This window comes from Pseudomonas sp. Pseusp49 (assembly GCF_059491875.1).
The window spans coordinates 6,516,103-6,537,379 of the sequence record NZ_CP168514.1 but is presented as its reverse complement, the minus strand read 5'-3'; the positions used below and the strand labels follow the sequence as shown (position 1 = coordinate 6,537,379).

Annotated in this window: 22 protein-coding genes and 1 other RNA gene; 15 read left to right on the top strand and 8 right to left on the bottom strand. The window is 60.8% G+C overall.

The features are described from left to right. Position 1 precedes the first annotated feature (1 nt). Positions 2-787, bottom strand: a complete 786-nt coding sequence (locus ACEN83_RS29270) for a transporter substrate-binding domain-containing protein (RefSeq protein ID WP_495579050.1) — start codon at positions 785-787, stop codon at positions 2-4. A gap of 256 nt (positions 788-1,043) precedes the next feature. On the opposite strand from ACEN83_RS29270, the gene ACEN83_RS29265 reads away from it, so the two are divergent. The 6 genes from ACEN83_RS29265 (at position 1,044) to ACEN83_RS29240 (ending at position 7,256) form a co-directional block, all read left to right on the top strand. After that, a complete protein-coding gene (locus ACEN83_RS29265; RefSeq protein ID WP_495579049.1) occupies positions 1,044-1,751 on the top strand; it encodes a FadR/GntR family transcriptional regulator in 708 nt (235 codons plus the stop codon). 121 nt (positions 1,752-1,872) lie between these two features. After that, positions 1,873-2,202, top strand: coding sequence for a thioredoxin TrxA (gene trxA, locus ACEN83_RS29260; RefSeq protein ID WP_003206727.1), 330 nt, complete (start codon positions 1,873-1,875; stop codon positions 2,200-2,202). Between the two features lie 247 nt (positions 2,203-2,449). Next, positions 2,450-3,709, top strand: a complete 1,260-nt coding sequence (gene rho, locus ACEN83_RS29255; RefSeq protein ID WP_003206716.1) for a transcription termination factor Rho — start codon at positions 2,450-2,452, stop codon at positions 3,707-3,709. 141 nt (positions 3,710-3,850) lie between these two features. Further along, entirely contained in the window at positions 3,851-5,317 is a 1,467-nt protein-coding gene (gene ubiD, locus ACEN83_RS29250) for a 4-hydroxy-3-polyprenylbenzoate decarboxylase (RefSeq protein ID WP_116579709.1), read from the top strand. Beyond that, entirely contained in the window at positions 5,317-6,285 is a 969-nt protein-coding gene (locus tag ACEN83_RS29245; protein ID WP_095964290.1) for a CDP-6-deoxy-delta-3,4-glucoseen reductase, read from the top strand. Before ubiD ends, ACEN83_RS29245 begins: the two co-directional genes overlap by 1 nt. Before the next feature lie 302 nt (positions 6,286-6,587). Next, positions 6,588-7,256, top strand: coding sequence for a gamma-glutamylcyclotransferase (locus ACEN83_RS29240; protein ID WP_007978886.1), 669 nt, complete (start codon positions 6,588-6,590; stop codon positions 7,254-7,256). On the opposite strand, the gene glpT is transcribed toward ACEN83_RS29240, so the two are convergent. After that, positions 7,232-8,581: a glycerol-3-phosphate transporter gene (gene glpT / locus ACEN83_RS29235; protein WP_495579048.1), complete on the bottom strand. Its 1,350-nt coding sequence runs from the start codon at positions 8,579-8,581 to the stop codon at positions 7,232-7,234. The two genes, ACEN83_RS29240 and glpT, sit on opposite strands and share 25 nt — an antisense overlap. Before the next feature lie 327 nt (positions 8,582-8,908). Between glpT and ACEN83_RS29230 the strand changes: the two genes are divergently transcribed. Further along, complete coding sequence (locus ACEN83_RS29230; protein ID WP_495579047.1) at positions 8,909-9,526, top strand: energy transducer TonB; 618 nt, start codon at positions 8,909-8,911, stop codon at positions 9,524-9,526. Positions 9,527-9,567: 41 nt separating this feature from the next. On the opposite strand, the gene ACEN83_RS29225 is transcribed toward ACEN83_RS29230, so the two are convergent. Then, positions 9,568-10,545, bottom strand: coding sequence for an NADPH:quinone oxidoreductase family protein (locus ACEN83_RS29225; protein ID WP_007978892.1), 978 nt, complete (start codon positions 10,543-10,545; stop codon positions 9,568-9,570). A 150-nt stretch (positions 10,546-10,695) separates the two neighbouring features. Here ACEN83_RS29225 and ACEN83_RS29220 point away from each other — a divergent pair, with 150 nt between their 5' ends. After that, positions 10,696-11,103, top strand: a complete 408-nt coding sequence (locus ACEN83_RS29220) for a flagellar basal body-associated protein FliL (protein ID WP_116579704.1) — start codon at positions 10,696-10,698, stop codon at positions 11,101-11,103. A gap of 141 nt (positions 11,104-11,244) precedes the next feature. On the opposite strand, the gene ACEN83_RS29215 is transcribed toward ACEN83_RS29220, so the two are convergent. Next, positions 11,245-11,697: an EVE domain-containing protein gene (locus ACEN83_RS29215; RefSeq protein WP_495579046.1), complete on the bottom strand. Its 453-nt coding sequence runs from the start codon at positions 11,695-11,697 to the stop codon at positions 11,245-11,247. Between the two features lie 195 nt (positions 11,698-11,892). Between ACEN83_RS29215 and ACEN83_RS29210 the strand changes: the two genes are divergently transcribed. Further along, entirely contained in the window at positions 11,893-12,048 is a 156-nt protein-coding gene (locus ACEN83_RS29210; protein WP_007978897.1) for a hypothetical protein, read from the top strand. A 34-nt stretch (positions 12,049-12,082) separates the two neighbouring features. Here ACEN83_RS29210 and ACEN83_RS29205 read toward each other — a convergent pair whose 3' ends face one another. The 4 genes from ACEN83_RS29205 to ACEN83_RS29190 form a co-directional block, all read right to left on the bottom strand. Next, positions 12,083-12,688, bottom strand: a complete 606-nt coding sequence (locus ACEN83_RS29205; RefSeq protein ID WP_007978899.1) for a 5-formyltetrahydrofolate cyclo-ligase — start codon at positions 12,686-12,688, stop codon at positions 12,083-12,085. Between the two features lie 86 nt (positions 12,689-12,774). After that, positions 12,775-12,953: non-coding RNA, 6S RNA (ssrS, locus tag ACEN83_RS29200), on the bottom strand. 30 nt (positions 12,954-12,983) lie between these two features. Then, positions 12,984-13,301, bottom strand: coding sequence for a cell division protein ZapA (locus tag ACEN83_RS29195; protein WP_007978902.1), 318 nt, complete (start codon positions 13,299-13,301; stop codon positions 12,984-12,986). Further along, the gene (locus ACEN83_RS29190) at positions 13,298-13,507 is read right to left on the bottom strand and encodes a TIGR02449 family protein (protein WP_007982902.1); all 210 of its coding nucleotides are present in this window, start codon (positions 13,505-13,507) and stop codon (positions 13,298-13,300) included. The genes ACEN83_RS29195 and ACEN83_RS29190 overlap by 4 nt, the downstream gene beginning before the upstream one ends. A gap of 194 nt (positions 13,508-13,701) precedes the next feature. Here ACEN83_RS29190 and ACEN83_RS29185 point away from each other — a divergent pair, with 194 nt between their 5' ends. The 6 genes from ACEN83_RS29185 (at position 13,702) to ACEN83_RS29160 (ending at position 21,121) form a co-directional block, all read left to right on the top strand. Beyond that, positions 13,702-14,259 carry a YecA/YgfB family protein gene (locus ACEN83_RS29185; RefSeq protein ID WP_495579045.1) on the top strand — a complete coding sequence of 186 codons (558 nt, stop codon included), beginning with the start codon at positions 13,702-13,704 and terminating at the stop codon, positions 14,257-14,259. Between the two features lie 27 nt (positions 14,260-14,286). After that, entirely contained in the window at positions 14,287-15,621 is a 1,335-nt protein-coding gene (gene pepP / locus ACEN83_RS29180; RefSeq protein WP_095964284.1) for a Xaa-Pro aminopeptidase, read from the top strand. Continuing rightward, positions 15,618-16,805 carry a 2-octaprenyl-6-methoxyphenyl hydroxylase gene (gene ubiH / locus ACEN83_RS29175; RefSeq protein ID WP_495579044.1) on the top strand — a complete coding sequence of 396 codons (1,188 nt, stop codon included), beginning with the start codon at positions 15,618-15,620 and terminating at the stop codon, positions 16,803-16,805. Before pepP ends, ubiH begins: the two co-directional genes overlap by 4 nt. Before the next feature lie 91 nt (positions 16,806-16,896). Next, complete coding sequence (locus ACEN83_RS29170; RefSeq protein ID WP_495580920.1) at positions 16,897-18,114, top strand: 2-octaprenyl-3-methyl-6-methoxy-1,4-benzoquinol hydroxylase; 1,218 nt, start codon at positions 16,897-16,899, stop codon at positions 18,112-18,114. A 246-nt stretch (positions 18,115-18,360) separates the two neighbouring features. Beyond that, positions 18,361-19,365 carry an extracellular solute-binding protein gene (locus ACEN83_RS29165; RefSeq protein ID WP_218473187.1) on the top strand — a complete coding sequence of 335 codons (1,005 nt, stop codon included), beginning with the start codon at positions 18,361-18,363 and terminating at the stop codon, positions 19,363-19,365. Positions 19,366-19,504: 139 nt separating this feature from the next. Next, positions 19,505-21,121: an ABC transporter permease gene (locus ACEN83_RS29160; RefSeq protein WP_495579043.1), complete on the top strand. Its 1,617-nt coding sequence runs from the start codon at positions 19,505-19,507 to the stop codon at positions 21,119-21,121. The last annotated feature ends 156 nt before the right edge of the window (positions 21,122-21,277 follow it).

Genomic DNA, 21,277 nt, shown 5'->3' with positions numbered 1-21,277 from the left:
ATCAGAGGTCGGCCGGCAGTGGTTCTTTCAGCCAGGTGAGGGCGTTTTTCTCCAGTGCGCCGTCGCTCTTGGCGGTCACGAGGATCTGGTTGACCTTGTCCAACAGCGCCGGCTCGTTCTTGTTCACACCGACGTAGACCGGCGAATCCTTGAGTTTCACTTTCAGCGCCGGTACGCGTTTCGGGCTTTTCTCGCTGATCGCGACCATCACCACGTTGCCGCTGGCGATCAGGTCGACCTGTCCTGCCAGGTACGCGGCGATGGTCGAGTTGTTGTCTTCGAAGCGCTTGATGGTCACGCCTTCGGGGGCGACCTTGGTCAGCTCGATGTCTTCGATGGCGCCGCGGGTGACGCTGATGGTCTTGCCCTTGAGGTCATCCAGGGTCTTGATGTCGGCGTCTGGCGGACCGAACACGGCGAGGTAGAACGGCGCATAGGCGCGGGAGAAGTCGATGACTTTTTCCCGCTCGGGGTTTTTGCCGAGGCTGGAGATCACCAGGTCGACCTTGCCGGTGGTCAGGAACGGGATGCGGTTGGTGCTGTTGACCGGGGTCAGTTCGAGTTTGACCTTGAGCTGGTCGGCCAGCAGTTTCGCGGTGTCGATATCGAGGCCACGGGGTTTCATGTCCGGACCGATCGAGCCGAAGGGCGGGAAGTCCTGGGGCACGGCGACCTTGAGGACGCCGCGCTTGACCACATCCTCCAGACCGTCGGCGTGGGCGGGTGCCTGGGTCAGCATCAGGCTGGCAAACAGGGCTGCGAGGAGGGCGCTGAAACGCTGGGTCATGGCAAATCTCCAAATCGGCAAGAAGTGATTTCTGCCGATCGACAGAGCATGGGCCATGCCAACATGGGGTCTCGGGGGCGCCAGAGCGCGGTTTTGCTGGCGTCGAACGGTCTTACTGGTCTGAACAGTCAGGTTGTGTTTCGCACCCCGATGGCGCAATCGTGAAAATCACCGAACCCCCATGGGGCACGACTTGCCGGGCGTCGCGAATAGCTTTACAACTGAGCGCACATTGGCCTGGTTCGTCTGGAAAACCATGAACTCGATCTCCCGCGCCGTACCCGAAGTGGCGCTGCAAGCCATCCGCAAACTGATTACCGAGCAGGGCTTCGGGCCGGGGGATGCCTTGCCCTCGCAACGGGACCTGGCGGTCCAGCTGGGCGTAAGCCGGGCTTCTTTGCGCGAGGCGTTGTCGTCCCTGAGTGCGCTGGGCGTCATAAGTATCCAGCCGGGCAAAGGCGTGTTCGTGCAGGCGCCGGTGGAGCTGCCGCGAGGCGAGGCCGCAGCGGGCTGGCCGTTTGCGGCGCAGGCTTCGCCGCTGGATATCTTCCAGTTGCGCTACGCGCTGGAGGGGTTTGCCGCGGGGCTGGCGGCCGTGACCTTGAGCACCGAGGAGCTCGATGCGCTGGAAGACAATGTCGCCGCCATGCGCAACGAACTCAAGGCCGCTGATTTCGAAGCGGCGGCGCGCCTGGACTTCGAATTCCACCGGCGCATCCTGCTGGCCAGCGGCAATCAGGCAATGTTGAGTATCCTCACCGCCAGCGCCGATATCTTCCTGGAAAGCCAGAAACTACCGTTCATCCGGGCCGAGCGGGCCATGGAAACCTGGCAGGAGCACCGCAAGATCCTTCGCGCGCTGGCTCGCCGAGCCTCTGGCGCCGCGCAAAAAGCCATGCACGAGCACGTGCGCAACGCGGCGTTGCGCACCGGAATTGCCTTCGTCGCTCCCGCCACGGTGTGACCCGGGCTATACCCAAACTCATGGAACACCATAGCGAGACTCAATCAACTGCACCTTCCTGAACGAGGGAAGGGCAGCTATGATGGGCCACGTTTTTTTGCTTACAACCCTGGAGAATTCCATGAGCAGCGATCTTATCAAACACGTTAGCGACGCTAGCTTCGAGGCCGACGTACTCAAGGCTGAAGGCGCTGTACTGGTCGATTACTGGGCTGAGTGGTGCGGCCCTTGCAAAATGATCGCTCCTGTTCTGGACGAAATTGCCGAGACCTACAAAGGCAAGCTGACCGTCGCCAAACTGAACATCGACGAAAACCAGGAAACCCCGGCCAAGCATGGCGTGCGTGGTATCCCGACCCTGATGCTGTTCAAGAACGGCAACGTTGAAGCGACCAAGGTCGGCGCACTGTCGAAGTCGCAACTGGCTGCTTTCCTCGACGCCAACATCTAAGCGTCGTTGCAAAGTGTCCTGAAAAAGCCCCGCAAATAGCGGGGCTTTTTGCGTATTCAGGGCTAGACGCTCCTAAACTCAGGTGGTACATTCGGCCCCGCACTGGTTTCTCCATTGCCCCCTGCTAGCCGTCGCCGACGCACTCCTTTTCGAATAAGTACGCGATCCTGTCGCCTTCTCTGCGGCGCGGCCTCATTAAGCCAAAAGCTTAATTTCCCCCCTCCATAAATGATTACGTCATTCCTATATGAATCTGACTGAACTCAAGCAAAAGCCGATTACCGAACTGCTCGAATTGGCCGAACAGATGGGCATAGAAAATATGGCCCGTTCGCGCAAGCAGGACGTGATTTTCTCCCTGCTCAAGAAGCACGCGAAAAGCGGTGAGGAAATCTCCGGTGATGGCGTGCTGGAGATTCTCCAGGACGGCTTCGGCTTCCTGCGCTCCGCTGACGCTTCCTATCTCGCCGGTCCAGACGATATCTACGTCTCGCCGAGCCAGATCCGTCGTTTCAACTTGCGCACCGGTGACACCATCGTTGGCAAGATCCGCCCTCCAAAGGAAGGCGAGCGTTATTTCGCGCTGCTCAAGGTCGACACGATCAACTTCGACCGTCCGGAAAACGCGAAAAACAAGATTCTCTTCGAGAACCTGACCCCGCTGTTCCCGACCGTGCGCATGAAGATGGAAGCCGGTAACGGTTCCACCGAAGACCTGACCGGTCGTGTCATCGACCTGTGCGCCCCGATCGGTAAAGGCCAGCGCGGTCTGATCGTTGCTCCGCCGAAAGCGGGCAAGACGATCATGCTGCAGAACATTGCCGCGAACATCGCGCGTAACAACCCTGAAGTTCATCTGATCGTGCTGCTGATCGACGAACGTCCGGAAGAAGTAACCGAAATGCAGCGCACCGTGCGCGGCGAAGTGGTTGCCTCGACATTCGACGAGCCGCCAACCCGCCACGTGCAGGTTGCCGAAATGGTGATCGAGAAGGCCAAGCGCCTGGTCGAACACAAGAAAGACGTGGTGATCCTGCTCGACTCCATCACCCGTCTGGCCCGTGCCTACAACACCGTGATCCCGAGCTCCGGCAAGGTACTGACCGGTGGTGTCGATGCTCACGCCCTGGAGAAACCGAAACGTTTCTTCGGCGCCGCGCGGAACATCGAAGAAGGCGGCTCGCTGACCATCATCGCCACCGCGCTGGTTGAGACCGGCTCGAAGATGGACGAAGTGATCTACGAGGAATTCAAAGGCACCGGCAACATGGAACTGCCTCTGGATCGCCGCATCGCTGAAAAGCGCGTATTCCCGGCCATCAACATCAACCGTTCCGGCACCCGCCGCGAAGAGTTGCTGACCGCCGACGACGAGCTGCAGCGCATGTGGATCCTGCGCAAGCTGCTGCATCCGATGGATGAAGTGGCTGCCATCGAGTTCCTGGTCGACAAGCTGAAAACGACCAAGACCAACGATGAGTTCTTCCTGTCGATGAAACGCAAGTAAGTCGAGCAGGCACAAAAAGCCGGGGAAACCCGGCTTTTTGCTATCCGATTTTTGATCAGGTGGCAGTTCGTGGTTCTGAACCGAAGGGTTCGGCGCTAAACTGCCTGCCCCGAACGCCACGGCCAAACACGAGGCTTACGCATGCAGTATCGCGACTTGCGCGACTTTATCAGCGGGCTGGAACAGCGCGGCGAACTCAAGCGCATTCAGGTTCCGGTGTCCCCAGTACTGGAAATGACCGAGGTCTGCGACCGCACCTTGCGCGCCAAAGGCCCGGCCCTGCTTTTCGAAAAGCCCACGGGTTTTGACATTCCGGTGCTCGGCAACCTGTTCGGTACGCCTGAGCGAGTAGCACTGGGCATGGGCGCCGAAGCGGTCAGCGAACTGCGCGAGATCGGCAAGCTGCTGGCGTTCCTCAAGGAGCCAGAGCCGCCGAAAGGCCTGAAGGACGCCTGGTCCAAGCTGCCGATCTTCCGCAAGATCATCTCGATGGCGCCCAAGGTGGTCAAAGACGCGATCTGCCAGGAAGTGGTCATCGAAGGCGACGATGTTGACCTCGCGAAGTTGCCGGTGCAGACCTGCTGGCCAGGCGACGTCGCGCCGCTGATCACCTGGGGCCTGACCGTCACCAAGGGGCCGAACAAGGACCGACAGAACCTCGGTATCTATCGTCAGCAGGTGATTGGCCGCAATAAAGTCATCATGCGCTGGCTGAGCCACCGTGGCGGTGCGCTGGATTATCGCGAGTGGTGCGAAAAGCATCCGGGCCAGCCCTTTCCTGTTGCCGTTGCATTGGGCGCAGACCCGGCAACCATCCTCGGCGCCGTGACCCCGGTGCCCGACAGCCTTTCCGAATACGCCTTCGCCGGCCTGTTGCGGGGTAACCGCACCGAGTTGGTGAAATGCCGCGGCAATGACCTGCAAGTGCCAGCCACCGCCGAAATCATCCTTGAAGGCGTGATCCATCCGGGCGAGATGGCCGATGAAGGCCCGTACGGCGACCACACCGGTTACTACAACGAAGTCGACAGCTTCCCGGTGTTCACCGTCGAGCGCATTACCCACCGGATCAAGCCGATCTACCACAGCACCTACACCGGCCGTCCGCCGGATGAGCCGGCGATTCTCGGCGTCGCGCTGAACGAAGTGTTCGTGCCGATCCTGCAGAAGCAGTTCCCGGAGATCACCGATTTCTACCTGCCACCCGAAGGTTGCTCGTACCGCATGGCCGTCGTGACCATGAAAAAGTCGTACCCGGGCCATGCCAAGCGGGTAATGCTGGGTGTCTGGTCGTTTTTGCGACAGTTCATGTACACCAAGTTCGTTATCGTCACCGACGACGATATCAACGCCCGGGACTGGAACGACGTGATCTGGGCCATCACCACGCGCATGGACCCCAAGCGCGATACGGTGATGATCGAGAACACGCCGATCGACTACCTGGACTTCGCTTCACCGGTGTCCGGCCTGGGGTCGAAAATGGGCCTTGATGCCACGCATAAATGGCCGGGCGAAACCACCCGTGAGTGGGGCCGTGTCATCGTCAAGGACGATGCGGTGACCCAGCGGATCGATGCCATCTGGAATCAGTTAGGAATAGATTGATGCGTGTAACCTTGCAGCCCTCCGGAGCAGTGCTTGAGATATTGCCCGGCGAGCGGATTCTCGATGGCGCGCGACGACTGGGCTACGAATGCCCGCAAAGTTGCCGCAACGGCAATTGCCACGTGTGCGCGGCGCTGCTGGTGGAAGGTCGGGTCGAGCAGGCCGGCAATGTGCGTGATCATGGCGAGTTCTACACTTGCATAGCGGAGCCGCTGGAAGACTGCATCGTGCTGTGGGATGGCGTGCTCGCCTTGGGAGAACTGCCAGTGCGCAGCGTGTCGTGTCAGGTCATTGAGTGCAAGGACGTGGGCGGCGACACCTGGCGCGTGCGTCTGCGGGCTCCGGCCGGCAAACCGCCGCGTTATCACGCCGGGCAGTACCTGATGATCGAACGCGAGAATGGCGAAAAATCCGCCTTCTCCCTCGCCTCGGCACCGCATGCGGGGCGCGACCTGGAAATCCACGTACTGGCGCGCGAATCCAGTGCGCTGAGCCTGATCGAGCAGCTCCAGCGCAACAGCATGGTGCGGGTCGAGTTGCCGTTTGGCGATACCCACCTGGAGGAGTTGCCGGACGGCCCTCTCGTGCTGATCGCCGCCGGCACCGGCATGGGCCAGATCCACGGCCTGATCGAACATTGCCGGGCCACGGGTTTCAAGCATCCGGTGCATTTGTATTGGGGCGTGCGTCGTCCAGAGGACTTTTATCAAGTCGAGCATTGGAACGAATGGCTGAAATTGCCCAACCTGTTCCTGCACAAGGTCGTCAGCGATCAATGCGGTTGGGAAGGGCGCTGCGGCATGTTGCATGAAGCGGTCTGTGAAGACTTTCCCGATCTCAAGGCCCTGCATGTCTACGCCAGTGGCTCGCCGGCCATGGTCTACGGCACGCTGGATGCGCTGGTGGAAGCGGGAATGGACGCTCACCAGATGCGCGCCGACGTATTTGCCTACGCCCCGCGCTCTTGAGCCTCGCTCCTGATCCTGCCCTTGTAGGAGCTGCCGCAGGCTGCGATCTTTTGACTTTGTCTTGAAAATCAAAAGATCGCAGCCTGCGGCAGCTCCTACGCTTTGTATCCTTATTCCTGCCTATATAGCCTATTGGTATTTATAAATTTATATAAATGCCGGTAGGTTATATTCCATTCAGGCACTTAATTAAGAACTGTGCCATGGCATTCAAATTGCCTTAAAACTTATGTGCCTTATTGTTACAGCCGTGCGTTCTATTAAGTAATTCTTCACCCGCGGGGAGCTGAACGCTATTCGCCATGAGCGCCATCGAATCTGCTTTTTTGAATCTGGCTTACCCTCCGCGGCTCGATCTGGGGCCGCAGCTCACCCACGAACAATTACTCAGCTCGATGCAGTCGACCATGGCCCGTCACAAGGGTGGGCCGGTGTGGCTGTTTGCCTACGGCTCGTTGATCTGGCGGCCTGAATGCACGGCGGTTGAGCGGGTTCGCGGCCGGGTGCATGGCTACCATCGCGGGTTGTACCTGTGGTCCCACGAACATCGCGGCACTCCGGAAATGCCCGGCCTGGTGTTTGGCCTGGATCGCGGTGGCTCTTGCAGCGGTTTCGCCTATCGCTTGCCCGAAGAGCAACTCGAAGCGTCGCTGTACGCACTTTGGCAGCGAGAGATGCCATTTCCTTCCTACCGCCCGCACTGGCTCAACTGCCGACTCGAAGATGGCAGCCAGGTTCAGGCCTTGGGGTTTGTGCTGGAGCGACATCTGCCCAGCTATGCCGGCAACCTGCCGGACCATGTGCTGAGCCATGTGTTCGAAAACGCTTGCGGGCGTTACGGCACTACTCGCGATTATGTCGAGCAGACCGCACACGCCCTGCGTAGCCACGCCATGCCAGACCGGAATCTGGAGGCGCGGCTCAAGCGCTGCAAATCAAAGGCCGATCAAGCGAGTGCTTCGCGGCCCTGACTGGCGACTTGTTTGTGGCGTAGCGTCGGGGCCAGGAAGGCCATCGCCAGCAGGCAGGCGCCCACCAGCAGCACGAAACCGCCGTCCCAACCGAAATGGTCCACGGTGTAGCCCATTGCTGCACTGGCTGCGACCGAACCGCCCAGGTAACCGAACAGGCCGGTGAAGCCCGCCGCCGTACCGGCCGCCTTCTTCGGGGCCAGCTCCAGCGCCTGAAGGCCGATCAGCATGACCGGGCCATAGATCAGGAAGCCGATGGAAAGCAGCGCGATCATGTCGATCATCGGGTTGCCGGCCGGGTTGAGCCAGTAAACCAGCGTCGCGACCGTCACCAGCGCCATGAACACCATGCCGGTCAGGCCGCGGTTGCCACGGAAGATCTTGTCCGACATCCAGCCGCACAGCAGCGTGCCCGGTATACCTGCCCACTCGTAGAAGAAATACGCCCACGAGGTTTTATCCACGGTGAAGCCCTTGGCTTCCTTGAGGTAGGTCGGTGCCCAGTCCAGCACGCCGTAGCGCAGCAGATAGACAAAGACGTTGGCCATGGCGATGTACCAGAGCATTTTGTTGCGCAGCACGTATTTGACGAAGATTTCCTTGGCGCTGAATTCCTCTTCGTGGCTGGCATCGTAGCCCTCTGGATAGTCGTTCTTGTACTGCTCGATCGGCGGCAGGCCAACCGATTGCGGGGTGTCGCGCATGGTCACAAAGGCAAACACCGCTACCGCCAGTGCCACCGCTGCCGGCACGTAGAACGCCGCATGCCAGTCATTGAACAGGCCCATGCCGATCAGGAACAGTGGGCCGATCAGGCCGCCGCCGACGTTGTGCGCCACGTTCCACACCGACACCACGCCGCCACGTTCCTTCTGCGACCACCAATGCACCATGGTCCGGCCACTCGGCGGCCAACCCATGCCCTGCGCCCAGCCGTTGAGGAACAGCAGAATGAACATCATGGTCACGCTGGATGTCGCCCAGGGCGCGAAACCGAAAATGAACATCACCCCGGCCGACACCAACAGTCCGAACGGCAGGAAGAAACGCGGGTTGGAACGGTCGGACACCAGGCCCATGAGGAACTTCGACAGGCCATAGGCAATCGCGATGGCGGACATCGCCAGCCCCAGTTGACCGCGGGAGTAACCCTCGTCGATCAGGTAGGGCATGGCCAGGGAGAAGTTCTTGCGCAGCAGGTAGTAACCGGCATAGCCAATGAAGATGCCGGCGAAGATCTGCCAGCGCAGGCGTCGATAGGTGCTGTCTATTTTTTCTTCAGGCAATGGAGCCTGATGTGCGGCAGGACGAAAGAAAGCAAACATTCAAGAGCTCCAAATTTCTTGTTTTGACTGCGGATGCGAATGTTACAGTTTCGTTACCGAAAATAGCACCGGTTCTCATCGGCAAAAAAGCGGAAATGTTGGATATCGCGTGTTCCTTTATGAACATGTCGCTCAGGTGTAAGTGAAGGGCGTTGTAGGAAGCGTTACTCACCCATGCTTTACGCGACTGATCCGTCCCGGGTAGGGCAATTCTTTGGGAAATGTCCTGCTCTGTTACCGGAAGCCGTGACCTTCAGTGCCGCACCCTTGAGCTTTAACCTTGGCCGTACAGCCAGTTATGGCGTTTCAGGTGCGGGGGAGAGGAGGATGCGGTGGCTTGTATTCGTGGTGCTGTTGTTTGTTGTGTCTGTTGAAAGCAGCGCAGGAGAGGTGTTCCTGATACCGGAAAACACCCCCAAGCCGATTTACCCACCGGCGCTGCACCGGGCTGGAATCACCGGTAATGTCCGGGTCAGGTTCGTGGCACATGCCAATGGCTCGGTCAGCAAGGTGAGCATTTTGCAAAGCGATCACCCCGATTTCGCCGAGGCGGCCCGGGTCGCCATAGCGAAGTGGCGCTTCAAGCCATGGACCGTTGAGGGTGGCAAGCCTGAGGAGCAGGAAGTCATTGCGCCGATGATATTTGGGTTCGATGTGTATCTACCGTTGCATCTCAACCAGCGGCTCAAGGCATTGAGATGTCGCGATCTCAATGCGGCGCTGGCGCGTGCCCCGGAGTACGAGTGGATCGATTCCGCCGCGTTCCATTACGTCCGGGCTTATCTGTCGAACGCGTTTTCCACGGCAACACTGCCGACCGAGCGGCGTCTGTCATTGATCGCTGATATGAACAGGCAGGTGCCGATCATTATCAGGCAATGTTCGAACAACCCGGGTTCCAGGTATGTAAGGTTTTTGCCGGAGGATATCCGCCAGTTACTGTAGGAAAAGAGCCTGGACCCAGAGGTCCGGGCCCTTTGCCGGGTTCAGCGAACCTGCACCACCACTTTCCCGACAGCTTTACGCTGGCCAAGGTCATTGATCGCCTGCGCCGCATTACCCAGCGGATACACCTGCGACACCAGCGGCTTCAGCTTGCCTTCGGCAAACCAGCCAAACAGCTGCTGGAAGTTCGCCGCGTTGTCCTGCGGCTGGCGTTGGGCGAAGGAACCCCAGAATACGCCGAGCACCGCCGCGCCTTTGAGCAGCGCCAGGTTGACCGGTAGTTCGGGGATGCGCCCGCTGGCGAAGCCGACCACCAGCAGGCGGCCGTTCCAGGCAATTGCGCGGATAGCCTGGTCGAACAGGTCGCCGCCCACCGGGTCGTAGATCACGTCGGCGCCTTGGCCGTCGGTCAGGCGCTTGATTTCGTCCTTGAGGCTGGTTTCGCTGTAGTTGATCAGTTCATCGGCGCCGGCGGCCTTGGCTACGGCGAGCTTTTCCGCGCTGCTGGCTGCGGCAATCACCCGGGCACCCATGGCTTTGCCGATTTCCACCGCCGCCAGGCCGACACCGCCGGAAGCCCCCAGCACCAGCAGGGTTTCGCCCGGTTGCAGGTTGCCGCGCTGCTTGAGGGCGTGCATCGAGGTGCCGTAGGTCATGCTGAAGGCGGCAGCGGTGTTGAAGTCCATGGAGGGCGGAATCGGCAACACGTTGTAGCCCGGAACGGCGACCTGTTCGGCAAAGCTGCCCCAGCCGGTCAGGGCCATGACCCGGTCACCGACTTTCAGGTGGCTGACCTTCTCGCCGACTTCGCGGACCACGCCGGCCGCTTCCCCACCCGGGGAAAACGGGAAGGGCGGCTTGAACTGGTACTTGCCCTCGATGATCAGCGTGTCGGGGAAATTGACCCCGGCGGCGTGCACGTCCAGCAGGATTTCATTCTTCTTCGCGACAGGACTGGCGACGTCTTCCAGCACCAGCGATTCGGCAGGGCCGAAGGCTTTGCACAGCACGGCTTTCATCAGGGCTATTCCTTTGGGAGTGATGGCCGATAAGTGTAGGTGTGTGGGTCGAAGGGTCAACGAGCATGCCCGGCCCTGATAGTCAGCCATAAGCTTGTGCTTGCATGGCGGGTCGTTATGCTAGGCCGCAAACCGGATAAGGAGTGAATTGTGAAAGCGTGGATCATGTTGTTGCTGGCCCTGTCCCTGCCTGTGGCAGCGATGGCCGAAGAAGCCAAAGAAGATACAGCTCCGAAGGTCAGTTACATCACACTGAGTCCACCGTTCGTGGGTAACTACGGCCTGGACGGCACGCCGAAACTGAAAGTCTACAAGGCCGATGTGGCGTTGCGGGTGACCGGTGACGAGGCTGCCAAGGCGGTGAAGGCCAATGAACCCCTGATCCGCAATCAATTGGTCGCGCTGTTCGCCCAGCAGACCACCGAGACGATGAACAATGTCGAGGCCAAGGAAAAGCTGCGTCAGGAAGCCCTGAAACAGACTCAGCAAGTGATGAACGACGAAACCGGCAAGCCGGTGGTTGAGGATCTTTTGTTCAACAACCTCATTATCCAGTAAAAACTCTGTTGCCTGGGCCGGCCCTATCGCGGGCAAGCCCGCTCCCACAAGGATTAGCGGTGAACACAAATTTTGTGAGCACCAGAAGCCACTGTGGGAGCGGGCTTGCTCGCGAAGAGGCCAGTCCAGGCGATGAACGACTCAAGGCTTTAAGGCAATCACCGCCGCCCACTGCTCCGGCGTCACCGGCATCACCGACAGCCGCGAACCTTTCTGCACCAGCGGCAATTCGGCCAGCGCCGTCTGCTGCTTCAGGTAATCCAGCTTCAGCACCCGGGCAAACGTCTCGACATGGGCGACATCGATCGCGCTCCAGGCGTTTTTCTCCGCCGTTGCCTTTGGGTCGTAGTAATGACTTTCAGGTTCCAGCGCCGTCGGGTCCGGATACGCGGATTCGACAATCTTGCCGATGCCGGCGATGCCCGGCTCCGGGCAGCTGGAATGATAGAAAAAAAACTCATCCCCCACGGCCATGGCCCGCAGGAAGTTGCGTGCCTGGTAGTTTCGAACCCCGTCCCAGCGCGCTTTGCCGAGCTTTTCCAACCCCTTGATCGAGAGTTCGTCGGGCTCGGATTTCATCAGCCAATAGGCCATGTCTTTTGCTCCTTGCGGGGTGATTGAGCCGCTTTTCGGCAATTTTATGACAAACCGACAGTCGGTTGACGTCAGCATTTGCGCAGCGGTTCACGTTGTCGCAAAATGCCGGCCTTTAAAGCTTGACGCTGCTGCACGGCCTACAAACGGAAACCGCTGCTGTCATCGTGTAGATCTGCCTTTGGGGGGCAATCGATGAAACGCAAACCGGATTTACTATGGATTTTGGTCATTTTGTTTGGCCTTGGCGTCGTGACCACCGGCTATGCCCAAAGCCTGTGGGCCAGCAAGACCGATGCGCCGGTCGAACTCGCCCAATTGCAGCAACAGTCGACAGCCTTCAAGCGCTGACCCGTTGTCCCGGCGTCGCTGATCGAAGTGACGCCTAGCCTGCGTAATACCAGGCCTTGTCCGTCACCGTTCCCTGCAGCGGCACATCCCAGCTCGCCTGAGCCAATCGCTCCACCTTTTGACACTCATGGGCCAGCCCCAACAGCGTCGGCTTGCGCCAGTCATTGCGGCGCGCCAGGTAAGCCAGGCTTCGATCATAGAAGCCGCCGCCCATCCCCAGGCGTCCGCCAACATCGTCAAACCCCACCAATGGCAACAACACCAGGTCCAGCGCCCAGATCCTGCGCTGCCGGGCGAGGTTGGCCCGTGGTTCGAGAATGCGGAAGCGGTTGGGTTTGAGTTTCTCCCCTGGCCGGATGCGCTGGAACACCATTTTGGTTCGCGGCCAGGCACTCAGCACCGGCAGATAGGTGGCCTTGCCCCGGCGCTGTGCGGCACGCAGCAACAGGCGCGGATCAATTTCACCGTCGGTGGGCAGATAGAGCGAGATGTGTCTGGCACGGCGGAACAGCGGTTGCTGGGCCAATTGCTTGTACAGCCCGCGAGCGGCCTGGCGCTGCTGACTGGGTGTCAGTGCGCGACGGGCCTTGCGCAGCATGCGTCGAAGTTGCGGGCGGGGAAGCAGCGCAGGTTCGGTCATGGATTTGGACTTCGGCAGGACGGATACACAAAGCGTACCCGCAAAAACGCCAATGCCGGTATTTAAACCGGCATTGGACTGGAATCAGGCTCCCCGAATGTGTCGCTGTCGACTTAGCCCTTGAACCCGAAAGTTCAAGGTGGAAGATGCAGTAGGCTTTAAGGCTTTCCGTCTAGCGGACATGCACACCAGCCCAACGTGCAACCTCCAGGGTATAGCAAATCGGCTCAGGGACATCGCCAACTGGCAAACACCCCAGGGAGTGATGGCAGTATACCGCAAGCGGCGACGCGAATCAGCCTTTGGTGACGTCCGGATCGGTCGCGAGGACCAGATCGACGCGATCGAGCAGGTCGCGAACCTGCTCACGGGTCGAGCCGCTGACCTGAACATCCGGGCGATCTTCCTTGTGCAGCAGGTCGTGGGTGATGTTCAGCGCAGCCATCACGGCGATACGGTCGGCGCCGATGACTTTGCCGCTGCTGCGGATCTCGCGCATCTTGCCGTCCAGATAACGGGCGGCGCTGACCAGGTTGCTGCGCTCTTCCTGAGGGCAGATGATCGAATACTCTTTGTCGAGAATCTGCACGGTGACGCTATTGCTTGAACTCATGAGTCTTGCTCCAGGGCCTTGAGGCGCGAAATCATCGACTCGACCTTACGCCGGGCGATTTCGTTTTTTTCAATGAGATGCGCGCGTTCCTCGCGCCAGGTCTTTTCCTGAGCTAGTAAGAGTCCGTTTTGACTCTTAAGTTGCTCGACTCGGGTAATCAGCAGTTCGAGTCTGGCCATCAGCGCTTGCAGGTCGGTGTCTTCCATTGTCTTCACTGTCTGATGGGTGATGGACTGTAGGAGCGAGCTTGCTCGCGATGGTCGCCAACGATAACACTGGGTCCCTGACAATCCACGGCGTTCTCGGGTTCATCGCGAGCAAGCTCGCTCCTACAGGGGTAGTCGATGTAGGATACAAGGCCTTCATTCTAGACATAGCGCCGTCTGGCGCCTAGCTGCCCATGACCATTCAGAATTCCCCGTACCAAGGCTTCGCCACCCTGCTGACTTCCAGCGGCCACAACGTCTCGCCTGCCGAACTGCACGGCCTGCTGCTCGGCCGCAGCTGCGCCGGTGCCGGTTTCGACGCCGAAGGCTGGCTGATCGATGCCGCCGAACTGCTCGAAAACGAGCCTCAGGATAACGTTCGCAGCGCCTTGATCGGCCTGCAGGAAATGGTCAAGGGCGAGCTCACCGGCGATGACGTGACCGTCGTTCTGCTGCTGCCGTCCGACGACGCTCCGCTCACCGAACGTGCCGCCGCACTGGGCCAATGGTGCCAGGGTTTCCTCAGCGGTTTCGGCCTGAACTGCCGTGACAGCAGTGCCCTGAGCACCGAGGCCACCGAAGTGCTGCAGGATCTGGCGGCCATTTCCCAGGTGCAAGACGCCCTGGAAGAGTCCGACGACGGCGAAAACGACTATATGGAAGTCATGGAGTACCTGCGCGTCGCGCCGCTGTTGCTGTTCTCCGAGACCAAGAAAGACGTGCCGGCCGCCGCCAAACCGTCGCTGCACTAATCGTTTGCCAGGGAACGCCATCTGCCCATGATCCACATCCCGAAATCGGAATACAGCCGTCGCCGCAAGGCCCTGATGGCGCAGATGGAACCCAACAGCATCGCCATCCTGCCCGCCGCCGCGGTGGCCATTCGTAACCGCGACGTCGAGCACGTCTACCGCCAGGACAGCGACTTCCAGTACCTCAGCGGTTTTCCCGAGCCCCAGGCCGTACTGGTGCTGATGCCGGGGCGCGTGCATGGCGAATACATCCTGTTCTGCCGCGAGCGCAACGCCGAGCGCGAATTGTGGGATGGCCTGCGTGCCGGGCAGGAAGGCGCGATTCGCGACTTCGGCGCCGACGACGCCTTCCCCATCACCGATATCGACGACATCCTGCCGGGCCTGATCGAAGGCCGTGACCGGGTGTACTCGGCCATGGGCAGCAACCCCGAATTCGATCGCCACCTGATGGAATGGATCAACGTGATCCGCTCCAAGGCCAACCTCGGTGCCCAGCCGCCGAACGAATTCGTTGCCCTGGATCATCTGCTGCACGACATGCGCCTGTATAAATCGGCGGCAGAAGTGAAAGTGATGCGCGAGGCGGCGCGGATTTCCGCCCAGGCGCACGTACGGGCGATGCAGGCCTGTCGCGCCGGGTTGCACGAATTCAGCCTGGAAGCCGAGCTCGATTACGAATTCCGCAAGGGCGGGGCGAAGATGCCGGCCTACGGGTCGATCGTCGCGGCGGGGCGCAACAGCTGCATCCTGCATTACCAGCAGAATGACGCGTTGCTCAAGGACGGGGACCTGGTGCTGATCGACGCCGGGTGCGAAATCGACTGCTACGCCAGCGACATCACCCGGACCTTTCCGGTCAGCGGCAAGTATTCAGCGGAACAGAAAGCGATTTACGAATTGGTGCTGGCCTCCCAGGAAGCCGCCTTTGCCGAAATCGCCCCGAACAAACACTGGAACCAGGCGCACGAGGCCACGGTCCGGGTCATCACGACCGGGCTGGTCAAGCTGGGGTTGCTCCAGGGTGAGGTTGACGAACTGATCGCCAGCGAAGCCTACAAGGCGTTCTACATGCACCGCGCCGGCCATTGGCTGGGCATGGATGTGCACGATGTCGGCGAATACAAGGTCGGCGGCGAGTGGCGCGTACTGGAGGTCGGCATGGCGTTGACCGTGGAGCCGGGGATCTACATTGCTCCGGACAACCAGAGCGTGGCGAAGAAATGGCGTGGCATTGGCGTGCGCATCGAGGACGACGTAGTGGTCACCAGAACCGGCTGTGAAATATTGACGGGCGGCGTGCCGAAAACCGTCAGCGAAATCGAGGCCCTGATGGCGCAAGCACGGACACAAGCGGCATGAGTCGAGTCAACCTGGCAATCATCGGTGGCGGGCTGGTCGGTGCGAGTCTGGCGCTGGCCTTGCAGGCCGGCGCCAAGGCCCGAGGCTGGAAGATCGTGCTGATCGAGCCGTTCGCCCCGGGGGATACGTATCAACCGAGTTACGATGCCCGTTCTTCGGCGCTGTCCTTTGGCTCGCGGCAGATTTATCAACGCCTGGGCGTCTGGCAGGAAGTTTCGCGCCGCGCCGAACCGATCAAGCAGATTCATGTTTCCGACCGTGGTCGATTCTCGACGGCGCGGTTGTCGGCGATGGAAGAGGGGGTTCCAGCGCTGGGTTATGTCGTTGAAAACGCCTGGCTCGGCCAATGCCTGTGGCAAGGCCTGGACAAGGACGTGATCAGCTGGCGCTGCCCGGCGGAAGTCACCCGCATGGAGCCGTTGACTGACGGCTATCGCCTGACCCTCAACGATGAAACCACCCTTGAGTGCGACCTCGCGGTGCTCGCCGATGGCGGCCGTTCCGGCCTGCGCGAGCAGTTGGGGATCGGCATCCGCAAGCGTCCTTACAACCAGAGTGCGCTGATCGCCAACATCACCCCGAGCGAGGCCCACAACGGCATGGCCTTCGAGCGTTTCACCGACGAAGGCCCGATGGCGTTGCTGCCGCTGCCGGAAAACCGTTGTGCACTGGTCTGGACTCGCCTGGGCATGGACGCACAGCGCCTGGCGGCCCTTGATGAGCGCAGTTTCCTCAGTGAATTGCAGGACGTCTTCGGTTATCGCCTCGGTACATTGAAACAGGTCGGTGCACGACACCTGTATCCGCTGACACTGGTCGAGGCCGAGGAACAGGTGCGCCCGCATCTGGCGATTCTCGGTAACGCGGCGCACAGCCTGCATCCGATTGCCGGCCAGGGGTTCAACCTGTCCCTGCGCGATGCCCAGGCCCTGGCCGATGCCTTGCTCGCCAGCGAAAAACCCTTGGGCGACTTTGCCACCTTGCAGGCCTATCGCGAACGTCAGCGTCTCGACCAGGACCTCACCGTGGGCTTCTCCGATCAGGTCACGCGCCTGTTCGGCAGTACCCAGCCGCTGGTGTCCCTGGGTCGCAACATCGGCTTGCTCGGCCTCGACCTGCTGCCACCGGCCAAACGCTGGTTTGCCCGACAGGCAATGGGGCTGGGGACACGACCGGATGCGTAGCAGGCTGATGCGCCGGTTTGACAAGGCACGATTGATAAAAACCCTTTACGTGCGGCTCAAGCCGCAAGAGAGACAGGCTTAAAGCATGGAAATGCGCGCAGATCTGCTGATTGTCGGGGCCGGAATGGTCGGCAGCGCCCTGGCGCTGGCGTTGCAGAACAGCGGGCTGGAAGTCCTGCTGCTGGACGGCAGCCCCATGAGTGTCAAACCCTTCAACGCTCAGGCCGCATTTGAGCCGCGCGTGAGCGCCTTGTCGGCTGCCAGCCAGCGGATTCTCGAACGCCTTGGCGTCTGGGACGGCATCGCCGGGCGGCGCAGCAGCCCCTACACCGACATGCAGGTCTGGGATGGCAGCGGCACCGGGCAAATCCACTTCTCGGCGACCAGCGTGCATGCCGAGGTGCTGGGGCACATCGTCGAAAACCGAGTGGTCCAGGATGCCTTGCTCGAGCGTCTGCACGACTGTGACCTGGGCTTGCTGGCCAATGCGCGACTGGAACAGATGCGCCGCTCCGGCGATGACTGGCTGCTGACCCTGGCCGATGGCCGCACCCTGCGCGCGCCGCTGGTGATCGCAGCGGATGGCGCCAACTCGGCCGTGCGGCGCCTGGCCGGGGTCGCGACCCGTGAATGGGATTATCTGCACCATGCCATCGTCACCAGCGTGCGTTGCGCCAAGCCGCACCAGATGACGGCCTGGCAGCGCTTCACCGACAACGGTCCGTTGGCGTTTCTGCCGCTGGAGCGCGACGGCGAACAGGATTGGTGCTCGATCGTCTGGTCGACCACACCCGGCGAAGCCGAACGCTTGATGGCGATGGATGAACAAGGCTTCTGCAAGGAGCTGGAACGGGCCTTCGAAGGTCGGCTCGGCGAAGTGCTGAGCGCCGACCCGCGCCTGTGTGTGCCCCTGCGCCAGCGGCATGCCAAGCGATATGTGGCTGAAGGCCTGGCATTGATCGGCGACGCCGCCCACACCATTCACCCGTTGGCCGGGCAGGGTGTGAACCTCGGATTCCTCGATGCCGCCGTGCTGGCCGAAGTGTTGCTGCAAGCGGCAACACGAGGCGAACGCCTGGCGGATGTGAAAGTCCTCAGCCGCTACGAGCGTCGGCGCATGCCGCACAACCTGGCACTGATGGCGGCGATGGAAGGCTTCGAGCGCTTGTTCCAGGCGGATCCGTTGCCGGTGCGCTGGTTGCGTAATACCGGGTTGAAAATGGTTGAGAAGATGCCGGAAGCCAAAGCCTTGTTCGTGCGTGAAGCGCTGGGGTTGACCGGGGATCTGCCGGCGCTGGCCAGGCCCTGAGTTCTGCATGGAGGCTACTGGCCTCTTCGCGGGCAAGCCCGCTCCCACAGGTATCGCTTTGGGCACAGGATTTGTGAACGACACCGGCCACTGTGGGGGCGGGCTTGCCCGCGAAGGCGTCAGCACAAGCACCAAAAATTCCAGGCGGCGCAACATCTGGTAACTCCTCCGCGAACGGGTTCGATTGAGAAGCTAAATGTGAGTCCTTATCATTTGGCCTCATTTTTCAATCGAGAGACCGCTCCCATGTTGGCACCGAAGCGTCTACTGACTGCACTGGCCCTGACCCTGATTGGCAGTACCGCCGCCCAGGCCGCTGACGAGGTGGTGGTCTACTCCTCGCGTATCGACGAGCTGATCAAGCCAGTATTCGATGCCTACACCGCCAAGACCGGCGTGAAAGTGAAGTTCATCACCGACAAGGAAGCGCCGCTGATGCAGCGGCTCAAGGCCGAGGGCGCGAATACGCCGGCCGACCTGCTGCTGACCGTCGATGCCGGCAACCTCTGGCAAGCCGAGCAGATGGGCATCCTCCAGCCGTTCACCTCGAAAACCATCGACGCCAACATTCCGCTGCAGTACCGGGCCGCCTCCCACGCCTGGACCGGCTTGAGCCTGCGGGCGCGGACCATTGCCTACTCCACTGATCGCGTGAAGCCGGGCGAACTGACCACCTACGAAGCACTGGCCGACAAGCAATGGGAAGGCCGCCTGTGCCTGCGTACGGCGAAGAAGGTCTACAACCAGTCCCTGACCGCGACCATGATCGAAGTGCACGGCGCCGACAAGACCGAGGAAATCCTCAAGGGCTGGGTCAAGAACCTGTCCACTGACGTGTTCTCCGACGACACCGCCGTGCTCGAAGCGATCAATGCCGGCCAGTGCGATGTCGGCATCGTCAACACCTACTACTACGGCCGCCTGCACAAGCAGAAGCCGGATCTGCCGGTGAAGCTGTTCTGGCCGAACCAGGCCGACCGTGGCGTACACATCAACCTGTCGGGTATCGGCCTGACCCAACACGCGCCACACCCGGAAGCGGCCAAGGCCCTGGTGGAGTGGATGACCACCCCTGAAGCGCAGAAGATCTTTGCCGACGTGAACCAGGAGTTCCCGGCCAACCCGGCCGTGCAGCCATCGGCTGAAGTCGCCGCATGGGGCAAGTTCATCGCTGATACCTTGCCTGTGGAAATTGCCGGCAAGCGCCAGGCTGAGGCGATTCGCCTGATGGACAAGGCTGGCTGGAACTGACACCTGCTGGTTTAAAGAGCAAAAGATCGCAGCCTTCGGCAGCTCCTACAGGGTGATCACCAACCTGTAGGAGCTGCCGAAGGCTGCGATCTTTTCGCGTTTCACGTACATTTCGTTGAATTATCCAGAGAGCTTTTCCTTGGCCCACCCCGCCCAACGCCGCTGGTATCCCGTCGTCTTCGCCATCGATGCGCTGGTCCTGTTGCCCCTGAGCGTCCTGCTGCTTTCCTGGCAAACCATCGACGTTCAAATCTGGTCCCACCTGTGGGACACGCAGATGCCGCGCTTGCTGGGCAATACCCTGACCCTGGTGCTCGGCGTTGGTGTGGGTGTCACCCTGCTGGGTGTCAGCCTTGCCTGGCTGACCTGCCTTTGCGAATTCCCCGGGCGGCGATGGCTGGACTGGGCGCTGATGCTGCCCTTCGCGATTCCGGCCTATGTGCTGGCCTTCGTCTTCGTCGGCCTGCTGGATTTTGCCGGGCCCGTGCAAACCCTGCTGCGCGAATGGTTCGGCAGCGGTCTGCGGCTGCCGCGCGTGCGCTCCACGGGCGGGGTGATTGTGGTGCTGGTGCTGGTTTTCTATCCCTATGTGTATCTGCTGGCCCGCACGGCCTTCCTCGCCCAGGGCAAAGGCCTGATGGAGGCGGCGCGGGTCCTGGGTCAATCGCCCTGGCAAGCGTTCTGGCGCGTGGCATTGCCCATGGCGCGACCGGCCATCGGTGCGGGCGTGGCGTTGGCGCTGATGGAAACCCTGGCGGATTTCGGCGCCGTGTCGGTGTTCAACTTCGATACCTTCACCACGGCCATCTACAAGACCTGGTACGGTTTTTTCAGCCTGTCTTCCGCCGCGCAACTGGCCAGCTTGTTGCTGTTGGTGGTGATGCTGGTGCTGTACGGCGAGCGACGTGCTCGCGGGGCCAACCGGGCGGGCAACGAGCGGCCACGGGTCAAGGCGCTGTATCACCTGCGGGGCTTCAAGGCACTGGCGGCCACGACGTGGTGCGGTCTGGTGTTTGCCTGCGCTTTTGTTATCCCGATGCTGCAATTGGCGGTGTGGTTCTGGCAGCGCGGGCGCTTCGATCTCGACGAGCGCTACACCGGGTTGATCGTCCATACCTTGTACCTGGGGGCGATGGCGGCGTTGATCACCGTTAGCGTCGCCTTGTTGCTGGCGTTTGCCCGACGCCTGGCGCCCACCCGGGTCATTCGTTCCGGGGTCAGTCTGGCTAACCTGGGTTACGCCTTGCCGGGTTCGGTGCTGGCGGTGTCGATCATGCTGGCGTTCAGTTACCTGGATCGCGAGCTGGTGATCCCGCTCTCGAGCTGGCTCGGTGGCACGGGCAAGCCGCTGCTGCTGGGCAGTCTGTCAGCGTTGTTGCTGGCCTATCTGGTGCGCTTCATTGCAGTGGCCTACGGACCACTGGAAAGCAGCCTGGCGCGTATACGGCCATCTTTGCCCGAAGCGGCACGTAGCCTTGGCGTCAGTGGGCCACGACTGTTTTTCAAAGTGTATCTACCGTTGTTGTTGCCCGGCACCTTGAGCGCGGCGCTGCTGGTGTTCGTCGACGTGCTCAAGGAAATGCCCGCGACCCTGCTGATGCGCCCGTTTGGCTGGGATACGCTGGCGGTGCGGATCTTTGAAATGACCAGCGAAGGAGAGTGGGCGAGGGCATCTTTGCCAGCGTTGACCCTGGTGCTGGTCGGGCTGCTGCCGGTCATCGGATTGATCCGACGCTCAGCGCATCGAAACAGCTAGGTGTCAGTCCTACACCTTGCGGCTACAATGCGCGGCATTCGGTGCGGTCCGTCTGACAGACCAGGTAGCTGAAATCGGCTAAAGGCCCTTTGTTTCAAGGCATTCAGTCCGTGCAGCACTTGCCCGCACCTTCGCCACGCCCGGAAGGAGAAACCC